Consider the following 21036-nt stretch of genomic DNA (forward strand, 5'->3'; position numbering starts at 1 on the left):
GTTACAGACCTCCTTTTGATTCTTCTAACCATAAAATACTCGTTACACCACGAGGGTAATATTTACTTCCAGCTATTTCACCAGAAATGATTTGATCACTCCAGCTCCAGATTGAAAGTGTCGGGTGGGTAAGCCACTCAACATGAGCTGCATCGGCCTTTGCGCCTTTTTCATCCCAATCCCATCCAAGAATTTCTCTAGCAATAAATTGACTTAAATAAATTTTACTGAGCCATGAGTTATTACTTGTTGAAGAGATTTTCCAACCTCCATCTTCAAACAAACATACACCATCTGTTAGCACCGTTTTCAAATGTGTCTTTAATACGTTAATATACCGACCAAATCGTCCATTAGGATCAAGAGCTTCTTTACAGTTTGTATAGTAAGGGAAAATGAGCCCTTCAATCGCTGGAATGATTCTTGAATCGTTCCCTTCGCCTATGACAGCTGGAATATATCCCTCTGGAGTCATATGACTAACAATGGTTTGCGCACATTTTTCCGCTTGTTCTCCAGCAACCTTTGCTAATTCCTCTTTTCCGTTCTCATTAAATAGTTTTTCTAAAGCCACATAAGAAGCCCAGCTTTTTCCCGCTAAATAAATATTATTTCTAGCCTGACCAAGAGAAACGTCAAGGCTGTCATATGTTGTGATTTCTGCACCACCCATAACGCGCGTTGAATCTAATCCCATTATTCCATTACGCTCCGCTTTGTCTGGATGGTCACGGTTTAACATGCTCTCAAAGCAACGTTCAAAAACATCCAAATTCTCATTCAACCATTCTTGATCACCTGTTTGCTCAGCATAAACAGATGCACAAAGTAACCAGTTGACTAGTTGTTCATGTGTCATATGAGAAAAACAACCATCTAACCCATACAATTCATAAGAAGAGTAATGTGGACGAGAAATCGTATTTGCCACACCCATATCATGTGTAAAACTAAGACCACCAGGATATTCAGTCCCGTCTCCAGGAAAACGCACGCGATCTTCATAGCTAAAACGCTTCACAAACATATCAAGCTCATTTTTGACCGTCCACGGATTCATCTTTAACTCAAAGAAAAGCTGGTCAACCGTTAAATCAAACGTATTCATCATGCGGTATTCGCCTTCATTTACAACCCAAAATGGTTGACCATCTACCTCTAAAAATTGAGTACAACCATAATAACTGCGAATTGAATGTGCCATCATAAAGGCTTGGTCTTCAGATAACCGAGCAGCTTCAACGAGTGCATTTGCCTCCTGTGCTCTTTTCTTGATAGATTCAAGATTTTCTAACGTGTACGCTGCAACAGCTTCAATATTTGAAAAATAGTGGGTGTAATAGTACGATGCATCAAGACCCGCAGTTACAAAACCGGAACGGTGAAAACAAATAGCAAATCGATATGTTTTTCGTTCACCTGCTGGCACATCCATAATAAGTGATCCGACAGGCCCTAAACCAAAGCTCCAATTCTCCTCCAGTGGTGTCGTCAAAATATTCTCTAGACTAAAATGAAGGGCTGATTTTACACCCGGATCAGCAGAGGTAATGGCCGTTAGCCTTCCTTGACCCACACCTGAAATGCCTTCACAAGTATCATCTAAACGGCGCATTGAGCTATATGGATCACTTCCCTGGTAACCAAAGAAAGCGCGACGGCTGTTCAAACCGTCTGTATTATCAATCGTAAGTTCCGCAACGATCGCTGGTACAATTGCTAGCTTCATCTCTTCCTCAGACGCTGTTGCTGGGTCGGGAACAGAGTGCGTTTGTGAATAAAGTGTAAATGATAAATCCCCAGCCTCCCACGTATCTGTTCCTAAACGGAAATTGCGTGTTACCTCCTCCTTTGAAAATGGGAAGATTATTTTCGGTTTATTTTGATCAGGATCAGGATTTTCGATATCATAGCGCTTGCTCTCATCATCTGCACTTGCAAAAAACGGGAGAGCATCATACTCCCCTGCCCTTGTTGCCGATTCAACCCCGATAAAGATATTTTGTCTCGGGGAACGACCTAATTCTAAATCTAAACCGCCTCCTGCACCTGGAAAGCCTAACGTAAAGCTAGAATATGAACCGATTGGTGAATGATGAGCGTTAAAAAAGATATTTTTTGGCATAAAAACCTATCCTTCCTGTTAATAGCGTTAAATCAATAAATGTTAGCCTTTTACTCCACCTAACGTTAGTCCTTTAACAAAGTACTTTTGTAAAAACGGATACACCAAAATTATTGGTACACTTACGACTATCGTCATCGCTGCCCGTACAGAGGTTGGACTGACAACATTTGCTGATGCATTTCCAGCATTAGAGAAGGCATCCGCTGCTGACCGAGAAGACATCGATGCATTTGAGTTTTGTAAAATTTTCATAAGTTCATATTGTAATGTACTTAAGCTTGGAAACGACGAATTGTATAAAAACACATCAAACCATTGATTCCACTGAAACACGGCAACAAATAATGAAACGGTTGCAATAACAGGTAGAGATAGCGGTAAAACAATTTTAAAGAACTGTGTAAACTCCCCTGCACCATCCATACGAGCAGATTCAAAAATACTATCAGGAAGTCCTTCAATAAATGAACGAATAACGATTAAATTGAAAACTCCGATAATTCCGGGCAAAATGTAAACCCAAAAGCTTCCGATTAATGACAATTCACGCATTAACAAATACGTTGGAATTAATCCCCCGTTAAAATACATTGTGAGAACGAACACAATCGTTACAAACTTGCGTAACACAAAATACTGACGGCTAATTGTATATGCCAGCATAGCGGTACAAAATACTGAAGTTGCTGTCCCGATTACCGTTCTTAATACCGAAATCATCGCTGAATGTAGAACAGCTGCCTGAGTAAATACATGTTCATAGTTGTACCACGTAAACTCTCTAGGTAGGAGGAAGATACCACCTCGGACCGAATCACTTGCGCTATTAAGTGAGATTGCTAACGTATTCAAGAAAGGATACAGCATAATCACACATAAAAAAATCATGAATGTATAGTTACAGATATCGAAAATTAAATCATCGTATGATCTTCGTCTTCCAACTAAATTAGGTAATTTCATGTTGTTCCCTCCTTAAAATAATCTTGCCTGTCCTAATTTTTTGGCAATATGATTTGCTGCAAAAAGGAAAATAAAGCTGACAACGGTTTTAAAAATCCCTGCTGCAGTTGCAAGTGAGAAGTTGCCCATCGACATCCCATACTTCAACACGAAGATATCTAAATTTTCTGCATAATCCATATTCATTGGGTTCATTAATAAGTACTGAGCTTCGAAGCCTGACTCTAAAATGTAACCAAGGTTCATAATCAACAAAATCACAATTACTGGTTTCATTCCAGGAATCGTAATATGCCAAATACGTTGTAGTCTTGATGCACCATCTATTTCAGCTGCTTCATATTGCTCCGTATCAATCATAGCAATCGCCGCTAAATAAATAATCGTATTCCAACCAACGTTCTTCCAAACATCTGAGGCACCGATAATTCCCCAGAAATACTCCCCAATCCCTAACCACATTATCGGTTCTTTAATAATTCCTAGATTCGTTAATATAATGTTGATAATCCCGTTTTCCATAGAAAGAGCGTAGGAAACGATACTTGCTGCAACTACCCACGATAAAAAGTGAGGCATATAACTTATTGTTTGAACGACTCTTTTAAAAGGCATATGACGAAGCTCATTTAATAAAACAGCTAAACCAATCGCGGTCACAAAGCCTAACACAAGATTAATCCCACTCATTGCTAAAGTATTTCGTAAAACTAAATAAAACTGTGGATCTGTAAACAAGAAGCTAAAATGTTTAAATCCAACCCAGGTTTGCTCTAGTATCGGTCTAGCAGGTTTAAAATCTTGAAATGCCATCGTCCAACCGTATAAAGGGATATACTTGAATATAAAAATCCAAATAATAAATGGAACACTCATCGCAAGAAGTGCTTTTTGTTCAGAACACTTTTTAAAGAAATATTTAATGCCTGGCTTTTTCTTTCTTTTACTCGGTAACGGAGTTTGTACTGGTGTTGGTGTTTGATTTACAATACTCATGCGCTTTCCCTCCTGTTCTACACCTTTAAACCTTTTTTAAAAAAGAGGAGGCGTGACCATCACATCCCCCTCTTAACCTTTAACTGACCTTTTTTTTACTGTGCTGCTTCCATTTTATCTGCTACAACCTGGGTCATCGCTTCTTCAAAAGCGGCTACATCTAATTTCTGATATTCTGTTACAAACGTTTCCCACTCTGCTTCAAATTGAGCTGGGTCCGCAAGAACTATACGTGGAAAATGCTTTCGCTTTAAATCTTCACTTCTTTGAGCAAAAATATCGGCTGGAGATCCTTGTTCAAGATTCGAATCCCATGCAGGGTACCAAGGACGCTCATCTGGTTCTGCAAAGAAATCTGCGAATACTTCTGCACCATATTGTTCTAACAATTTCTTATCTCCATCTGTATAATTTGCACGAGCGACCTCAGATTGCCTTCTTGGTTCAACTGCGTTTCCATCAGAAAAGGTTCCGTTAATACGAGGCCAGCTCCACTCAAAATAAGCCATACCCGATTTTTCTCTTTCCTCTTGTTTTGCCGTTAATGATAATTGCTCATCAGTACGGAAGAAACGACCGTCTTCACCAACTTCATAATGCTCTCCTTCAAAGCCCCACATGATTAAACGTTGATTCTCTTCTTTAATCATGTGATCCCAGAACTGAACAATTCTCTCTGGATTTTCGGCACTTACTGTAATTCCAATTCCACGGTTAGCGATAAACGCAGGAGGATCAAGATACTGATCTTTAATTCCTTCATCTAAAACGATTGGTAATGCAACAAAACGCTTATCATCGTCGCCAGCTTCCAATAAATTATTTAGCGATTGGTTTACTTGCCATCCATAGTCAAAGAATCCAAGCACACGACCCGAAGCTATTTTTGCTAAATATTCATCATAGTTTGCAACGAAAGCTTCTTTATCGAATAAACCTTTTGCATTTAGTTCATTTAACTCTTTTAAGTAACGTTTAGTAGGTTCTTTATCCGCATACACCGTTGCTTCATACGTTTCCATATCAACAATAACGTCACCATCATTTGGGTAACCTGCTAAGTGCATTGGGGCATTAGCAAATGCAAAGAATCTCCAATCATACGTTAAAGCCGTAAAGCCAATTGTTTTGCTCCCATCAACTTCTGGATACTTCTGTTGATATTTTTCAATTAAATCCATGTATTCTTCTAACGTAGTGATTTCTGGATAATCGAATTCCTTTAATACTCCACGTTGAATCCAGAACGCCCCTTGGTCAATGTTAGGATTAGGAATATAATTATGAGTTGCACCAAAAGGAATGAAATAAATATTGCCATCTTCATCTTTCATTCGCTCTAAATAAGGGCCATAAGCTTCAAGTAAGTTTGGCGCATGCTCCTCAAGTAAATCATTTAATGGAATAAAGGCTCCTGCATCTAATATCGTATCAATGGCTGTGTCAGGACTAATAACATCTGGATATTCGCCACTAGCAACCATTGTCCCTATTCTCGTATTCACATCTCCTACAAGATGTTCGATTCTAAAATTAACACCTGTTTCTTCTTCAAAAATCTTACCAATTTTTGTGTCTTTCGTATCAACATCATTTCCTGCGCTACCAGCATTAAAGTATGTATACGTTACTGGCGACTTGTCTACTTCTGACTCTACATTCGAATCATTCTCATCACTTGTGCTTTCATTACTTGAACAAGCTACAACTGTAAATAGAATGAATAGCATGAACAAACAATTTAAATATTTTGTCTTATACAATTTACGTCCCCCCCTATATTTAATCGCTTTCATTCTTTGAAAGCACTTTCATTATAACGTTGATTTTTAAAGATCATGACTAGGTAAACTATAGTTCGAATTTAGGAAAACTTATGTGATTTCTTTCTAGTAGAAATATTTTTTCGACATTAATAGTGAATCAACTCGTTCATTCTAAAAAAGAGGCTGACTCAGAAGGCGGATTATAACCTCTGAAATCAACCTCTCATCTATATAGAACTCTCTTCTAAACTACTCTGAATGATGTTGACCAACGTTTTTACACGGCAGGCTTATTTTTACAGTTGTTCCCTCCCCAGGGGAGCTTTTTATTGTAAATTCAAAATCTTGCCCATAATACATTTTCAAACGATAGTAGACATTTTTCACACCAACACTCGTCCCCATTTCCTCTTCATTCTTTAAAGATTCCATTAGACGATGAAGCGTTTCTTCTGTCATACCCATCCCGTTATCAGTTAATGTATAAACGATACTATCATCAATTAACTGAATTTGAAGATTAATTCTCCCTATCCCTTTAATAGGTTCGACTCCATGAATACTAGCGTTTTCAACAAAGGGTAAAAACGCCATGTTAGGAATTTTATAGTTATATACCTGATCTTCAATATCTATATGATACTCTAGTTTATCTCCAAAACGATATTGTTGAATCTCAAGAAAACAAATAATTAATTTCATTTCCTCTCGAACAGTTACCCAATCTTTCCCCCAAGTAAGTGAGTTCCTAAAGATTTTCGCCATATTTTGAATAATCTTTGCAGTTTCCACCTCTTCTTTAATAATGCTTCGCATCCTGATTGTCTCCAGTGCATTAAACAGAAAATGAGGATTTATTTGACTTTGAAGAGCACTAAGCTGTGCTTGTTTTTCTTTTATTTCTAAATCCTTTTTTTGAATGTTAGCTACGTAAACATCGTTTATTAACTGGTTAATTGTTCTAGTCATTCGATTAAATTCACTTGTTAGTTCACCAATTTCATCCTTATCCTTCTCGCCTTGTTTTATCGTTTCAAAGTCTTGTCGTTTCACTTTTTTCATATGTTTTACAATACGTAATATTCGAACATGCAAGGATCTAGATATTAGAATAATAATTAAGGTAGGAATAAAGAAATTTAGAGACGCTAACACAATGATAAATCTCCCAGATTGATATACTTCATTTAATATTTCTTGTTCTGTTATCGTTCCAACAACTTTCCATCCATTTAAATAATGTCCTTTAAAATGATTTTCGTCAAAGATGATCGTATCTGATGATAGCTTTAATGAATCAAAGGCTGTCGTGCCAGCCCGCCAATCAACATTTTTGTCAGCAGTATATTCGATATAGTCTTTTTCATTTACTAAATAGACATTACCTTGAAACGTAACACTTTCAAAGATTTCCTTTATCGTATTTGGGTTAAGATCAATTTTAATAATTTTTTGATATTTCCTTTGATTTGGATAATAATCCAATTCTCTTATAACACTAAAGGTGTTGCTAAATTTTGTTCTCGTGACAATCGGATGTGATGTTGATGTCACTTCATCGTACCACTCCGGCTCGATAATAGGATGAATGCCACCAGCATAGATGACAGAAGGGTTGTCCGTATAAAAGTTGATTGATTGAATTGAATAGTAGATTGGACTATATCTATTAAATTCTCTAATATACGAATCATAGGCTTCAATATAATCGATAATCCTTACATAGTCTTCCTCAAAGAAGTCATAAAGATTTGCATCTGTATACAATCCTGATGAGATCCCGCCTGCATGATCGACTACGTCTAAAAAATCATTTGTTATTTGTTCCAATGTTAACGAAAGGTCCTTCATCTTCTGATTTCTAATATTTTCAGTCGTCACTTGATAAAAGATTACATTCGTTAAGATGATTGGAAGAAACACTGAAAAAATATAAAGAATGAGCAATTTTTTACTTAATTTTATATTGTTAAACTTAAATTTAGATGGAATCATTGCGCTACACTCATTGGTTCAGTAACTGATTTCGATATTCAGTCGGAGTCATTTTTGTCATTTTTTCAAACTGAGTTACGAAATAATCTGTACTACCGAAGCCCACTTTTTGTGCTACTTCGTATACTCGTAAGTCCGTTTTTCTTAAGAGCTTTTTTGCTTCCTCTATTCTCTTCGTTAATAAAAATTCTTTGAAATAAACCCCAAATGTTTTCTTAAATAGCTGTCCCATGTAGACTGGATTCATATAATATTTTTTTGCAATACTCTTTAAGCTAATATTTTGATCATAATTTAGTTCTACATATGTTTTAATTTTATGAATATCTCCTTTTAAATTGTTTTTACGTAAATTATGAATAATAGATGAACCTTCTAAAACAAAATCTGTAAAAAGCTTTTTTAAGTAGGTCGGCGTTAAATTACAGCTTTCCCACTGTGTAATGATGTTTTGTGAAATCGTTTCTTCCTTATCGCTCATACTAGTAATCGTTTGAATTATCCCATATATGCAGCGATTTATTGATGTTACAACTGCTTCATTTGAAACATGATCATCTTTAAACTTTGCGAAAATTCCTTCGACGGTTTGAATAATCTCTGTTGTTCGTCCTTCCTCAATTTGTTCCATTAGTGCTTGATACAATTCATGATTCATTTCAGAGTAACTAAGTTGGATTTTTTTTAAGCTTTCATAATAGAGCGGCTTGCCTTCACAGAAAATAAATTTATATTTTCTTAATAGAGATGCGGTATCGTATCCTTGTTTTAAAGAAGGAAGACCTAAGAAACATTCACTAACATACAACGTGATCGGTTTTGGTAGCTTTCGTAACAAAGAATCTTGAATCCTATCGACAAGGATTTTGATATTTCCTTGAAAGGCTTTTAAATGTTTAGGAGTAATGAGTAGACCATATATATTTTTTTCTTGTTCAAACAGAAGCTGTTGATTTTCTCCAATAACAAATTGCACCGTCTCGGATAGTGTTTGTTTAAGTTTTTCAATATCATCCTCTGGAAAAACATTATTCACTTCACAAATACAATAATAAAGTGCTGTTGAATCCGTTACGTTTAATAAGGAAGACCACCGCACAATATCGGATTCATTGAACTGATTTCCAAGTAAGCTTGTAAACATCGTTTCAGCAAGTGCATTTTCACTTTTTAGCTGCTGTTTTTTTTCTTTCATTATATAATCAGCTAAGTTTTCGAGAACTTCCTCAAACTCTTCTTTATCTACTGGCTTTAGAATAAAGTCAAATACCCCGTATCTTACCGCTTGTTGTGCATAAGAAAAGTCATTATAACCACTGATAATGATAAAATTTATGTGTTCATTCATTTTTTTTACTTTCTTTATTAATTCTAAGCCATCAACGACTGGCATTCTAATATCCGTTATCACGACATCTGGCTTTAAGTCATTGATTATTTTAATCGCATCCTCACCATTATCAGCTTCGCCAACGACTTCATACCCAAGTTTATTCCAATCAATTAAATTAATAATTCCTTTACGAACGAACATTTCATCATCCACAATGACAACTTTATTCATAGGACCTCTCCCTCCTAGAATGGTAAACGCTTTCAATACTATTCAACAAAAACGAATGATCGAAAATTCCTAAAGAAGTGAATATATGTGAGTAATAAAATCTAGTATTTTCAATACTTGTATAGTATACCATATTAAATCAACCATTATTTCCAAATAACTCCACATTGATTGCATTACTCTTTTACTACCTTTAACGCTTGCTCTTGATTCGAACGATTCACCACGACTGCTGCTAAAGGGGATGAACGTTCAATTCCTGACCGACGAAAAAGACTAGAATCAATTCCAAGAGGTACCGTTATAAACGTGTTCCTTCCCCGTTATTATGAGCTCAATTTCTAATAGAAAGTAGCAAAACAACGTTATTTAATCTTCATATTTAGGGTACCGAACCCTTTCTCTTTTTTAAAGAGAAGAAACTTTAGATCTCCCCCTAAAAACTTTAGATCCACTCATTCTCTTTACTTTTTTAAATAAGTTCTTTACTTCCCCTTATTACAAATCTGTTTTTGGACTGGTAGACTACACAAAATCACTAATTTGTAACCGCTTTAATAAGCACGAGCAAAAAATTGTACAAAAAAGGAGCAAAAACATGGCTAACAAAGGTGCATTTTATACCGGAACATATCGAAACTTTTTCAAAGAATACGGATATTCACAACATGAGATTACTAGAAGAGTAGAGGACACTTGGGAGCAAATCTTTTTTGGTGATGATGACACAAAAATTTATTATCCTGTTGGCGATGACCTAGGATACATGCTCGATACAGGAAATCTTGACGTTCGTACCGAGGGAATGTCATATGGAATGATGATCGCTGTTCAACTCAATAAAAAGGATGTATTCGACAGACTATGGAAGTGGGCAAAAACTTATATGTACATGACAGAAGGGGAAAATGCCGGCTATTTCGCTTGGTCATGTAAGCCAGATGGCTCCAAACTTGCTTATGGGCCTGCTCCCGATGGTGAAGAGTATTTTGCATTAGCATTATTTTTTGCTTCGCATCGATGGGGAGATGGAGCGGAGGAACCTTTTAATTATAGCCAGCAGGCAAGAAAACTATTAAGTGATTGCTTACATAAGGGAGAGAATAACGACGGCTATCCAATGTGGAATCCCGAAAATAAGCTTATTAAATTTGTCCCAAGTGTAGAGTATTCGGATCCTTCCTATCATTTACCACATTTTTACGAGCTTTTTAGTTTATGGGCAAATGAAGAAGATCGCACATTTTGGACGGAGGCAGCAAAGGCAAGTAGAGAATATTTAAAAATTTCCTGCCATCCAAAGACAGGATTATCACCTGAATACGCATTTTACGATGGCACTCCAAATGATGAAAGAGGCTTTGGCCACTTTTATAGTGATTCCTATCGTGTTGCAGCGAACATCGGTCTCGATTATGAATGGTTTAGAGGAGACGAATGGGAAATTGAAGAAGCTACTAAAATTCAAGCCTTTTTTGCTGATAAAGAACCAGAAGACTATCGCCGCTACACAATTGCAGGAAAGCCTTTTGAAGAGAAGTCACTTCACCCTGTCGGCTTGATTGCAACGAACGCAATGGCCTCATTAGCTTGCATTAATGGTCCTTATGCTTCCTGGCACGTTGATTTATTTTGGCGTACTCCAGTTCGAAAAGGGGTAAGACGATATTATGACAATTGCTTATATATGTTTAGTATGCTTGCATTAAGCGGTCAGTATAAAATTTGGATGCCCCAAAAATAAGAGCTATTCTTTTCCTTAGAGCTAAACAATAATTCCCAGCCAAAGGGGTTGTCTCAAAAGCGTAAAGCGTGCGTAGATGTAGCGATTATGCTCATTGCAGGCTGTGTCAAAAAGTTAAAAAACAACCTTTTAGCACGAGGGCATTGAAAAAGGGAAAAGCACCCTTTTTTCAATGCCCTCTTTCGTATAGTTTATTACTTTGTTGCTGCAACCTCTCGTTGCTCCTCTTTCTCAGAAACAAACGACATTCGTTGCCACTTCCTTCCCCGCCACCTCCAGAGCATGAGTAGTCCACGGAGCCATTCGTCTGCGGTGAAAGCAATCCAAATCCCAATTAACCCTAATCCAAACTTAATTCCTAAGAGATAGGAAAGTGCTACACTTACTCCCCACATTGAGACTACACCGATATAAACTGGAAATTTCACATCACCTGCAGCACGAAGGCCATTAAGCACAATAAGGTTAAACGCTCTACCAGGCTCTAATAGAAGTGATAACAAAATAAGGCTCGTACCTAATGCAATGATTTCTTGATTATCGGTAAAAATGCCAAAAAACGGTCCGCTCATCATATAAAATATAAACCCTATGATTACTGTTAGTACAAGTGCAATGTTTAAACTACGAATACACTGTTTATAAGCGTCTTCATATTTTTTTGCTCCAACTTGATGTCCGATTAATATTTGTGTTCCTTGACCAATGGCAAAGGAAAATAACAAAATAAACATCATGATGTTTTGTGTATAGACCTTAGTTGTGAGAGCTTGCGTCCCCATAGAAGCAATAAAATACGTAATCACAATTTGAGAGATATTGTATGAAAGCTGTTCAGCAGCAGATGGCACACCGATTTTCACTAATGCTGATAGCTCTTTTTTAGGAACTGTAAATAGATAAGATAATGGTAGTTGGTTGTCCATACGTTTATATAATAGAAGCACAAATATAATTAATCCAATTGTTCGACTTGTAACTGTTGCTATCGCTACTCCCGTTACACCTAAAACTGGGAAACCAAAAGGCCCGAAAATAAAAAGATAATTTCCAACGACATTTATAATATTCATGCCGATGGTTATATACATGGCATCTTTTGAAAATCCATAGCTTCTTAATACTGCACTTATTGTCATAATCATCGCTTGAACAAACGAAAAAGCCCCAACGACCCTTAAATAAATAACAGCTTCCTTCATTAGTTCATTCGGAATATTCATTAATTGCAATAATAATGGACTTAAGAAAAAGAGTCCTACGCTTAAAACCAACCCAAAAAGTAAATTAGTTGCCAATGAAACAACGACAACATGCCGAGCTTCCTTATAATGTTTGGCCCCTAATTGCTGAGAAATTAATATGCTTGTCCCCGTTACGATAAAGCCTAACATCACAATGACAAAACTAAATAATTGATTGGAAACTCCTACTGCTGCAACTGAATTATCGGAATACTGACTTAACATCAGCGTATCAGCATTACCCATTAACATATGCAAGAGTACTTCAATAAGTATCGGCCATGTTAGTGCAAACAAGGTTAGTTTTTTATTCGTTTCCCGCTCTCTACTCAATCTTCTCTCCTCTTCCTCACTCCCAGTGTAATAGGCCGAATAATTCTACTTACCTTTTTCCTCCCTATCTAGTAGTTGAATTTTATCATAATCTCCTCAACGATACCTGTCGTTGAGATTGATTTAATCGAAGTTGTAAATTTTTTTAAGAAAGCTCTATACTTTTTCGACACCAGCTCAATTTTTTTGTAAAAAAAAGCCTTCTCGATTACGAGAAAGCTTTCATTTCAGTTTTACTAGTCTCTTCTTTCCATAATGGTAGCTTAATGGTCATTGTTGTTCCTGCTCCTACTTGACTCTTTATTTCGAGAAAACCATTATGTGATTCAATAATTTTCTTAGTAACCATTAATCCTAATCCAGTTCCTTTTTCCTTTAATGTATAAAAAGGTTCGCCTAAACGACCGATAATCTCCTCAGGGATACCATTCCCTTCATCCATAACGGATATCTCCATAAACATATCGTCTGTGGCTACCTTGACGATAATAGTCCCACCATTCGGCATGGCCTCCATCGCATTTTTTATGAGATTAATAAATACTTGTCTTAACTGATTCTTATCGCAATAGATGAGGGCTTTACTCTCTGTTCCTTCTTTCTTCATTTCTACATTCATTAGTAGTGCTTGCGGCCCCATAAACTGGAGAACCTCTGTTATTATGTTATTAATATTCTCCCTCTGATACTTGATTGCTTGCGGCTTTGCCACAACCATAAATTCATTTGTAATCATCTCAAGTCTATCGATCTCTTGATGCATAATCGTCAAATACTCTTTATTCTTAATTTCTGACGTTATTTCTAATAGCTGAATAAAACCTTTTAAAGTAGTCAGTGGGTTTCTAATTTCATGTGCAAAGCCTGCCGCTAACTCTCCTACCACTGTGAGCTTTTCAGTTTTCCGGAGTAATTCTTCTGTTTCTATCAATGTTGTAATATCAGTAATCGTTCCAAATATTTCAACCGTTTGACCGTTATACTTTTTCGGAATGAGAGAAATTAATAAGATGATTCCATCGAAAATATTCGACTGATATGTAAGTGGCTCACCTTTCCATGCTTGTTCATAATGCTCCTCCATGACTGACGCGATTTCAGGAGGAAAAAAATCTCTCGCGGTGCGACCGATAATATCTTCTGGTGTATCACAATACTTTCGCAATAGTTTTCCATCACATAATGTAAAACGATACTCGCCCTCTATTTTTTTCACTTTAAAAATCGTACCTTGGTGATGCTCAATCGTCTCCTGAAGCTCTTGCCTCGCTTTTTTCATTTCCTTTTCTACTTTCTTTTTATCTGTTTCGTCTCTAATAATCGCCGCATAAACGACTTGTTGATTTTCTAATTTTATCGGAGAGATTGTTACACTTACTTCAATAAGTTGCTCATTCTTCCGTTTTAATTGTGTTGGGAAATTAATAAGAGAACGGCTCGGATGTAGCTCTTCTACATATGATGTTATCTCATCGTTCGTCTGTGGAACGATTTGTTCAAGAAATACAGGTCGCTCTTGATCAAAGCCGAACATTTCCTTAAACGCAACATTGCTCCGAAAAATTAACCGACTTTCCCGATCAAAAATCACGATTGCATCTGGAGTATATTTAAAAAGTGATTCTAATTCACTTGAAACATCCACAAGTTTCTTTTCCGTAACCTGTTTTTCTTCTAAAGGCACTTTAAGATTTTGATAGTAAAAAGATTTCATAATGTAAAAATACCCCAGAACTTTAAACACATGTGCAACAATAACAGAGAAAGAATGAATGCTTGTATAAAGTGTTACGGTTAAAGCACAAAGAATTAAAAAATAACAGGCAAGTAATAAGTCAGCGTGATACGTTTGCTTCGTTTTCTTATAAGTACGCCAGAAGTAAATAAGCCCAATTAAATGAATACCTGCACTTACATATTCAATGCTATTTTTCAGTGCGGTTGTTCCTTCACCTTCAACGATAAGTAAAGGAAAACGATCACTATATGTGATGACGAGATAGGAGATAGCTACAGTCACAATGAGCGAGAAAATAACATAATATTTAGCATAATGAATGCCCTGTTTCACTTTATCTCTATTAAAATAAACTAAGCCAAATAGAATGAGCAATGTATCAGTGATCCGGGCAAGAACCCAAAACCAAACACTCGTTTGTAAATGTTCAGCGACTGTAAAAGGCATTCCATCATAAGATAATGTATGTAATATATCAAAAACCGACACAATCATGAAACCTAACGTTACGATAAAATTAGTCATATTTTTCGTATAAGGAAGTACTAACCAACCATAGATAAAAATCGAGAGCGTGATTGATATACTCAATAATTCTAATATCGTGTGCCAAAACAAGTAGTCTGAAATCCCCAGGAAATAAGTATGTATATTAAAAAAGTTAGAGAAAAACAACAAGATACCTACTATAAAAAAAAGAAGAATTCGGCTTTCTTTAAGAGTAAGCAAACAATTCCCACCTTATATATTAATTTAACAATTAATTTAATTGTAAAGGTTATTTACAAAAAAATGAACAAAAACTCAGGAATGTTATCAAATGAAATAGAGGGTATCACAAAAAGGATAAAAATCAACCTTTGTGACACCCTCATATAGTCGAAATTATTTCTGTTCTTCCCGAAAAGTAGACCTTACTACTTTGAAAGAAATCCTCTTAATGCAAAGGACACATTTTGAGGTCTTTCTGCCAACCTTCTCATAAAGTAACCATACCAATCTTTCCCGTAAGGAACGTAAATTCGCATCGTATAACCTTCATCGGCTAGTTGCTGCTGCAAGTCGGTTCTAAACCCATAAAGCATTTGAAATTCAAATTGTGTCCGTGGAATATTCTCTTGCTCACAAAACGCTTTTACGTAATCAATAATCTGATGATCATGAGTAGCAATCGCCGTATAGCTTCCACTTAAAAGATGTTCTTTAATAATTTTAATGTAATTTTCATCAATTTCCCTTTTATCTTGGAAGGCCACTTCCTCTAACTCCTTGTATGCCCCCTTTACAAGTCGAAGAGAAATCCCTTTTAGTTCTTTTACATCTTTTTCAGCACAATGTAAATAAGCTTGAATCACTGTTCCAACATTGCTATATTTCTTTCGTAATTCTTTTAAAATTTCTAAGGTTGCTTGTTTACGCGAGAAATCTTCCATATCGATTCGTACAAAGATATTGTGCTTATTTGCAACTTCAACGATATTTAGCATATTTTCCAAGCAAAAGCTTGGAGAAATATCTAACCCTAGCTGAGTTAGCTTGACAGATAGATTACATTTTACACCGGTAGCTGCTATTGCTTCTACTGTCTTTATACATATGTTCGTTGATTCAAGTGCTTCTTCTTTACTTAAAACAAACTCTCCTAAATGATCAACGGTACAAACTAGGCCCCTTTCGTTTAAATTACGAACGGCATTAATGACACTATCAATTGTAACTCCTGCGACAACTTGCGAAGCACCTAGACGTAGTCCCCACTTCCTCGCGCCCTTATTTAGTATTTTGTTTTTAGATAATGATAGAAAGAAGTTTTTTGATATTTTTTCAACGACCATAATATCCCCCTCCCTACTGTAAGTAAACTGGAGGTGTCCCAAAAGAGCTTTTTACCTTTTGAGACACCCCTGCTTCAATGACTTTTAAGATAGGCTCCGTTTCCTACTTCATTAGTACATTTCCGAAATTGTTTTTGCTTGCATATGAAGAATTAAATAATCAGGTCCCCCTGCTTTCGAATCCGTTCCGGACATTTTAAAGCCACCAAATGGATGATAGCCAACAATGGCACCCGTGCAATTCCGATTAAAATATAAGTTTCCTACGTGAAAATCTTGTTTAGCCTTTTCGATATTGGCACGATTATGACTAATAACTGCACCTGTTAACCCATATTCAGTATTGTTTGCAATGTCAATCGCATCTTCAAAATTCTTCGCTTTACTAAAAGCTACTATGGGACCAAATATCTCTTCCTGCATTAATCGTGACTTCGGCTCTAAATCAGCAAATACTGTTGGTTGAATAAAGAAGCCTTCTGAATCATCCCCTTGACCTCCAGTCATTAAACGACCTTCCTCTTTCCCTATCTCTACATAGCTCATAATTTTATTAAATGCACCTTGATCTACAACTGGACCCATATACATATCATGAGTGGTTGGTTTACCGACAGTTAATGCTTCTGTCAGTGCGACAACTTTTTCTAAAACTTCATCGTACACAGCCTCATGAACAACAGCTCGTGAACCTGCAGAGCATTTTTGTCCTGAAAAACCAAAAGCAGAAGTGACAATTGATTGCGCCGCCAAATCTAAATCGGCTTCACAGTCAACAACAACGGTATCCTTCCCACCCATTTCAACGATAACGCGCTTTAAATGCTCCTGGCCTAAATGAACCTTGGCCGCTCTTTCATACAATCGAACACCAACATCTCTTGAACCTGTAAACGTAATTAAGCTCGTTTTCGGATGATCTACTAAATAATCCCCAACCTCTGCACCACTTCCAGGAATATAGTTGACAACTCCTTTTGGCAAGCCTGCTTCCTCAAGAACCTCTACAAATTTATAAGCGACGATTGGTGTCGTGCTCGCCGGCTTTAGTAACACGGTATTTCCAGTTACAATTGGGGCAACAGTTGTACCGGCCATAATCGCAAATGCAAAGTTCCAAGGTGAAATCGTAATACAAACCCCAATTGGCGTGTAAATATAACGATTGTTTTCACCGACACGACTATTAATTTGCTTCCCATCCTTTAGAACAATCATTTGACGACCATAGTATTCAAGAAAATCAATCGCCTCAGCTGTATCAGCATCAGCTTCTTTCCATGGCTTTCCTGCTTCTTTGACGAGCCAAGCTGAAAATTCATGTTTACGTCTACGAATCATTGCAGCTGCACGAATTAATATGTTTGCTCTTTCCTCAGGATTAACTTTTCTCCAAGTATTAAAGGCCTGATCGGCTACCTGAATCGCTTTCTCAGCAATGTTTTGGTTCGCCTTCGAAACAATTCCAACTACCTCACGCTTATTTGCTGGATTAATAGACGTTATTTTCTCCTCTGTCGTTATACGCTCTCCACCTACGATTAATGGGTACTCTTTTCCGAGCTCGCTTTCGACTAACTGTAATGCTTTTTCAAACGCTAAACGGTTCTCCTCAATTGAAAAATCAGTAAATGGTTCATGTTGATAAAGTGGTAACATATAATCTCCTCCTATAGCTTTATTAGTCACAACCAGTTGGCAATGTATCTTCTTTTAAAATTGCTAATGTCATATTCAAACAAACAGGCTCTCCCTCTAGTACCTTTACAATCCCAATTTCACCACTAACTCCTATTTCTATCTTTTGCTGTGAGCCATTCATTGTTCTTATAAGAAATAGCGGCTCCCATTCATGAACAAACATTCCTTCTCGAATCAAAACTTTTTCAATAACCCCATCAATCGTACTATCTATCGTTCGATAGCTACTCACTTTTAACTCCTCCCTATATCCAACCTCTAAACCTAGATGCCTCGGCCGTTTTTCGAACCCCAACCATATAAGCCGCTAAACGAGTATCTATCTTGTGCGACTCCGCAGTTTGTATGACATTATTAAACGCATGAACTACTTTATTCCTTAATTTTTCTGCAACCTCTTCTTCTGACCAGTAATACCCAAGGTTATTTTGAACCCATTCAAAATAAGAAACTGTGACACCGCCAGAGCTCGCAAGTACATCTGGAACAATTAGAACACCGCGTTCCGATAATATTTTAGTAGCTTCCATTGTAGTTGGGCCATTGGCTGCCTCTACAATAATTTTTGCTTGAATGTCATGAGCATTTTCTCGTGTAATTTGATTCGCAATGGCAGCCGGAACTAAGATGTCACAAGGCCGTTGTAAAAGCTCCTTATTCGTTATCGTTTGTTTGAACAGATTTGTTACAGTACCAAAAGAGTCTCGTTTTTCAAGTAAGTAATCAATATCTAAACCATTTTCATCAAACAGAGCTGCATAAGCATCAGAAATACCAATGATATTTGCCCCGCGTTCTTTTAAAATTTTCGCCAAATAGCCCCCTGCGTTACCAAAGCCTTGAATAATAACGTTCGCCCCAGCTAAACCCATTTGTTTTTTCTTGGCTGCTTCTTCGATGCAAATAGTGACCCCCATTGCTGTAGCCATTTCTCGCCCGTGAGAGCCTCCCAAAACAAGGGGTTTCCCTGTAATAAAGCCTGGTGAATCAAACTCGCGAATTCGACTATATTCATCCATCATCCAAGCCATTATTTGGGAGTTTGTAAATACATCGGGTGCAGGAATGTCTTTTGTAGGACCGACAAGCTGACTGATAGCCCGAACATAGCCTCTGCTTAAACGTTCGAGCTCAGGAAAGGACATTTGTCTCGGGTCACAAACAATCCCGCCTTTCCCTCCACCATAAGGAACATTAACAATTCCACATTTTAAGGTCATCCACATAGACAAAGCTTTTACTTCATCCTCCGTCACTTCCGGGTGAAATCGAATGCCACCTTTCGTGGGACCCACTGCATCATTATGCTGAGCACGATATCCTGTAAAAACCTTGATATCACCATTATCCATACGAACTGGTATCCGAACCGTTAGCATCCGTACAGGCTCTTTTAGGAGCTCATACATTTCCTCTTTGTAACCTAACTTTCTCAATGCCTGTTGTACGACATGTTGCGTTGATACAAGTACGCTCGATTCTTTCCCTTTTTCAACAACTGCTCCCACGGTTATCCACCTCATTCATGTTCTTTACAAGGCTATTATTTTCCCAATACTTTATAGATCTTTTCAATTGCCCAATCTAAATCTTCCTTTTTTATCACTAACGGCGGTGCAAACCGAATCACGGTTTCGTGAGTTTCCTTACACAACAACCCTTCCTTCTTCAATTCCTCACAATACTTTCTAGCTGGTTCGTTAAGTTCAACTCCAATAAATAAACCTCTACCACGAATATCAATAATGTTTGGATTATCAATTTGCTCTAATTTTTCTTTTAAATAGCTGCCAAGTTCTAATGAGCGTTGGACGAGGTTCTCCTCCTCAATGACCTCCAGTGCAGCAATTGAAACTGCACAAGCAAGTGGATTTCCTCCGAACGTTGACCCGTGCGAACCAGGCTCAAACACGCCTAAAATATCGCTGTTTGCTGCAACAACAGAAATCGGGAATACCCCACCACCTAACGCCTTTCCTAAAATATACATATCAGGTACCACATTCTCCCAATCACATGCAAATCGTTTACCTGTACGCCCTAGGCCCGCTTGAATCTCATCGGCAATAAACAAGACACGTTCCTGCTTACATAGGTCATATGCTTCTTTTAAGAAGCCGTCTCGTGGAATAATGATCCCCGCTTCGCCTTGAATCGGTTCAAAGAGGAATGCCGCTGTATGTTTCGTTATTGCTCCCTTTAGTGCATCAAGATCTCCATATGGAATCACCTTTATCCCTGGAAGCATTGGCCCAAATCCACGTTTATACTCATCATTTGAAGAAAGCGAAACTGCGGTCATCGTACGTCCATGGAAATTATCTTCACAAACAATAATCTCAGCTTGATTATCTGGTACACCTTTTATGTCATAAGCCCAGCGCCTAGCTGCTTTCACAGCTGTTTCAACCGCCTCTGCTCCTGTATTCATTGGAAGAATCATATTTTTCCCTGTTAACTTTGATACCTTTTCATAAAAGGGAGCAAGCTGATCATTATGAAAAGCACGAGACGTAAGTGTGATTCTATCTGCTTGTTTTTTTAATGCAGCGATAATCTTCGGGTGGCAATGTCCTTGGTTAACAGCCGAATATGCACTCAACATATCAAGATATCTATTTCCTTCTGGATCCTTTACCCATGCTCCCTTTGCTTCGGAAATGACGATTGGTAAAGGGTGATAGTTTCTTGCCCCTAAGCTTTCTGTCTTATTAATAATTTCCATTGTTCTCTGCATAGTCCATCCTCCTCTTTTGATACTTACTAGAAAGCGAGTTTTCATTATTTACTTTCTCATTGATTAATAATGCAAAATCCGTGCCAATTTTAAAAAGCCGTACACTACGTAATAAAAGATAGATCACCCGCAAATTTTTTTATCAATGCTTATTTTTTTGCAAGATAAAGCAAATTTTTTTGTCTTTTTTTTTACGGTATTTAACTTTTCACTGAAAAATATTTTCTATTAATGAGGAAAAACACAAAATACAGAAAAAAATATTTGCTATTTTTAATTTTTGCTTTTAGAC

The 21036-nt window shown here is 37.1% G+C and carries 14 protein-coding genes; 1 reads left to right on the forward strand and 13 read right to left on the reverse strand.

The features are described 5' to 3' along the window. Position 1 precedes the first annotated feature (1 nt). From B1R93_RS04335 to B1R93_RS04360, 6 genes are all read right to left on the reverse strand, one after another. A complete protein-coding gene (locus B1R93_RS04335; RefSeq protein ID WP_088102733.1) occupies positions 2–2125 on the reverse strand; it encodes a glycoside hydrolase family 52 protein in 2124 nt (707 codons plus the stop codon). Positions 2126–2167: 42 nt separating this feature from the next. Then, a complete protein-coding gene (locus B1R93_RS04340; protein WP_088102734.1) occupies positions 2168–3091 on the reverse strand; it encodes a carbohydrate ABC transporter permease in 924 nt (307 codons plus the stop codon). Positions 3092–3103: 12 nt separating this feature from the next. Next, entirely contained in the window at positions 3104–4087 is a 984-nt protein-coding gene (locus tag B1R93_RS04345; protein ID WP_088102735.1) for an ABC transporter permease, read from the reverse strand. A 95-nt stretch (positions 4088–4182) separates the two neighbouring features. Beyond that, the gene (locus B1R93_RS04350; RefSeq protein ID WP_245308225.1) at positions 4183–5817 is read right to left on the reverse strand and encodes an ABC transporter substrate-binding protein; all 1635 of its coding nucleotides are present in this window, start codon (positions 5815–5817) and stop codon (positions 4183–4185) included. 285 nt (positions 5818–6102) lie between these two features. Beyond that, a complete protein-coding gene (locus B1R93_RS04355; RefSeq protein ID WP_088102737.1) occupies positions 6103–7848 on the reverse strand; it encodes a sensor histidine kinase in 1746 nt (581 codons plus the stop codon). Positions 7849–7858: 10 nt separating this feature from the next. Further along, on the reverse strand, positions 7859–9412 hold the full coding sequence (locus B1R93_RS04360; RefSeq protein WP_088102738.1) for a response regulator: 1554 nt from the start codon (positions 9410–9412) through the stop codon (positions 7859–7861). Between the two features lie 598 nt (positions 9413–10010). Here B1R93_RS04360 and B1R93_RS04365 point away from each other — a divergent pair. After that, positions 10011–11156 carry a family 8 glycosyl hydrolase gene (locus B1R93_RS04365; RefSeq protein WP_088102739.1) on the forward strand — a complete coding sequence of 382 codons (1146 nt, stop codon included), beginning with the start codon at positions 10011–10013 and terminating at the stop codon, positions 11154–11156. A gap of 194 nt (positions 11157–11350) precedes the next feature. On the opposite strand, the gene B1R93_RS04370 is transcribed toward B1R93_RS04365, so the two are convergent. The 7 genes from B1R93_RS04370 to B1R93_RS04400 form a co-directional block, all read right to left on the reverse strand. After that, a complete protein-coding gene (locus B1R93_RS04370) occupies positions 11351–12733 on the reverse strand; it encodes an MATE family efflux transporter (protein ID WP_088102740.1) in 1383 nt (460 codons plus the stop codon). 208 nt (positions 12734–12941) lie between these two features. Continuing rightward, positions 12942–15089, reverse strand: a complete 2148-nt coding sequence (locus B1R93_RS04375) for an MASE3 domain-containing protein (RefSeq protein ID WP_207634115.1) — start codon at positions 15087–15089, stop codon at positions 12942–12944. Between the two features lie 299 nt (positions 15090–15388). Further along, positions 15389–16306: a proline dehydrogenase family protein gene (locus tag B1R93_RS04380; protein WP_088102742.1), complete on the reverse strand. Its 918-nt coding sequence runs from the start codon at positions 16304–16306 to the stop codon at positions 15389–15391. Positions 16307–16417: 111 nt separating this feature from the next. Beyond that, on the reverse strand, positions 16418–17965 hold the full coding sequence (gene pruA, locus B1R93_RS04385) for an L-glutamate gamma-semialdehyde dehydrogenase (RefSeq protein WP_088102743.1): 1548 nt from the start codon (positions 17963–17965) through the stop codon (positions 16418–16420). Between the two features lie 22 nt (positions 17966–17987). Beyond that, positions 17988–18239 carry a biotin/lipoyl attachment domain-containing protein gene (locus B1R93_RS04390; protein WP_088102744.1) on the reverse strand — a complete coding sequence of 84 codons (252 nt, stop codon included), beginning with the start codon at positions 18237–18239 and terminating at the stop codon, positions 17988–17990. Between the two features lie 13 nt (positions 18240–18252). Next, positions 18253–19515 (reverse strand): Glu/Leu/Phe/Val family dehydrogenase, encoded by a 1263-nt coding sequence (locus B1R93_RS04395; RefSeq protein ID WP_245308183.1) that lies wholly within the window; start codon positions 19513–19515, stop codon positions 18253–18255. A gap of 35 nt (positions 19516–19550) precedes the next feature. After that, complete coding sequence (locus tag B1R93_RS04400; RefSeq protein WP_088102746.1) at positions 19551–20744, reverse strand: ornithine--oxo-acid transaminase; 1194 nt, start codon at positions 20742–20744, stop codon at positions 19551–19553. Positions 20745–21036 lie beyond the last annotated feature (292 nt).

Source organism: Halalkalibacter urbisdiaboli, from assembly GCF_002156385.1.
GTDB classification, from domain to species: Bacteria; Bacillota; Bacilli; order Bacillales; family Bacillaceae_D; genus Halalkalibacter_A; species Halalkalibacter_A urbisdiaboli.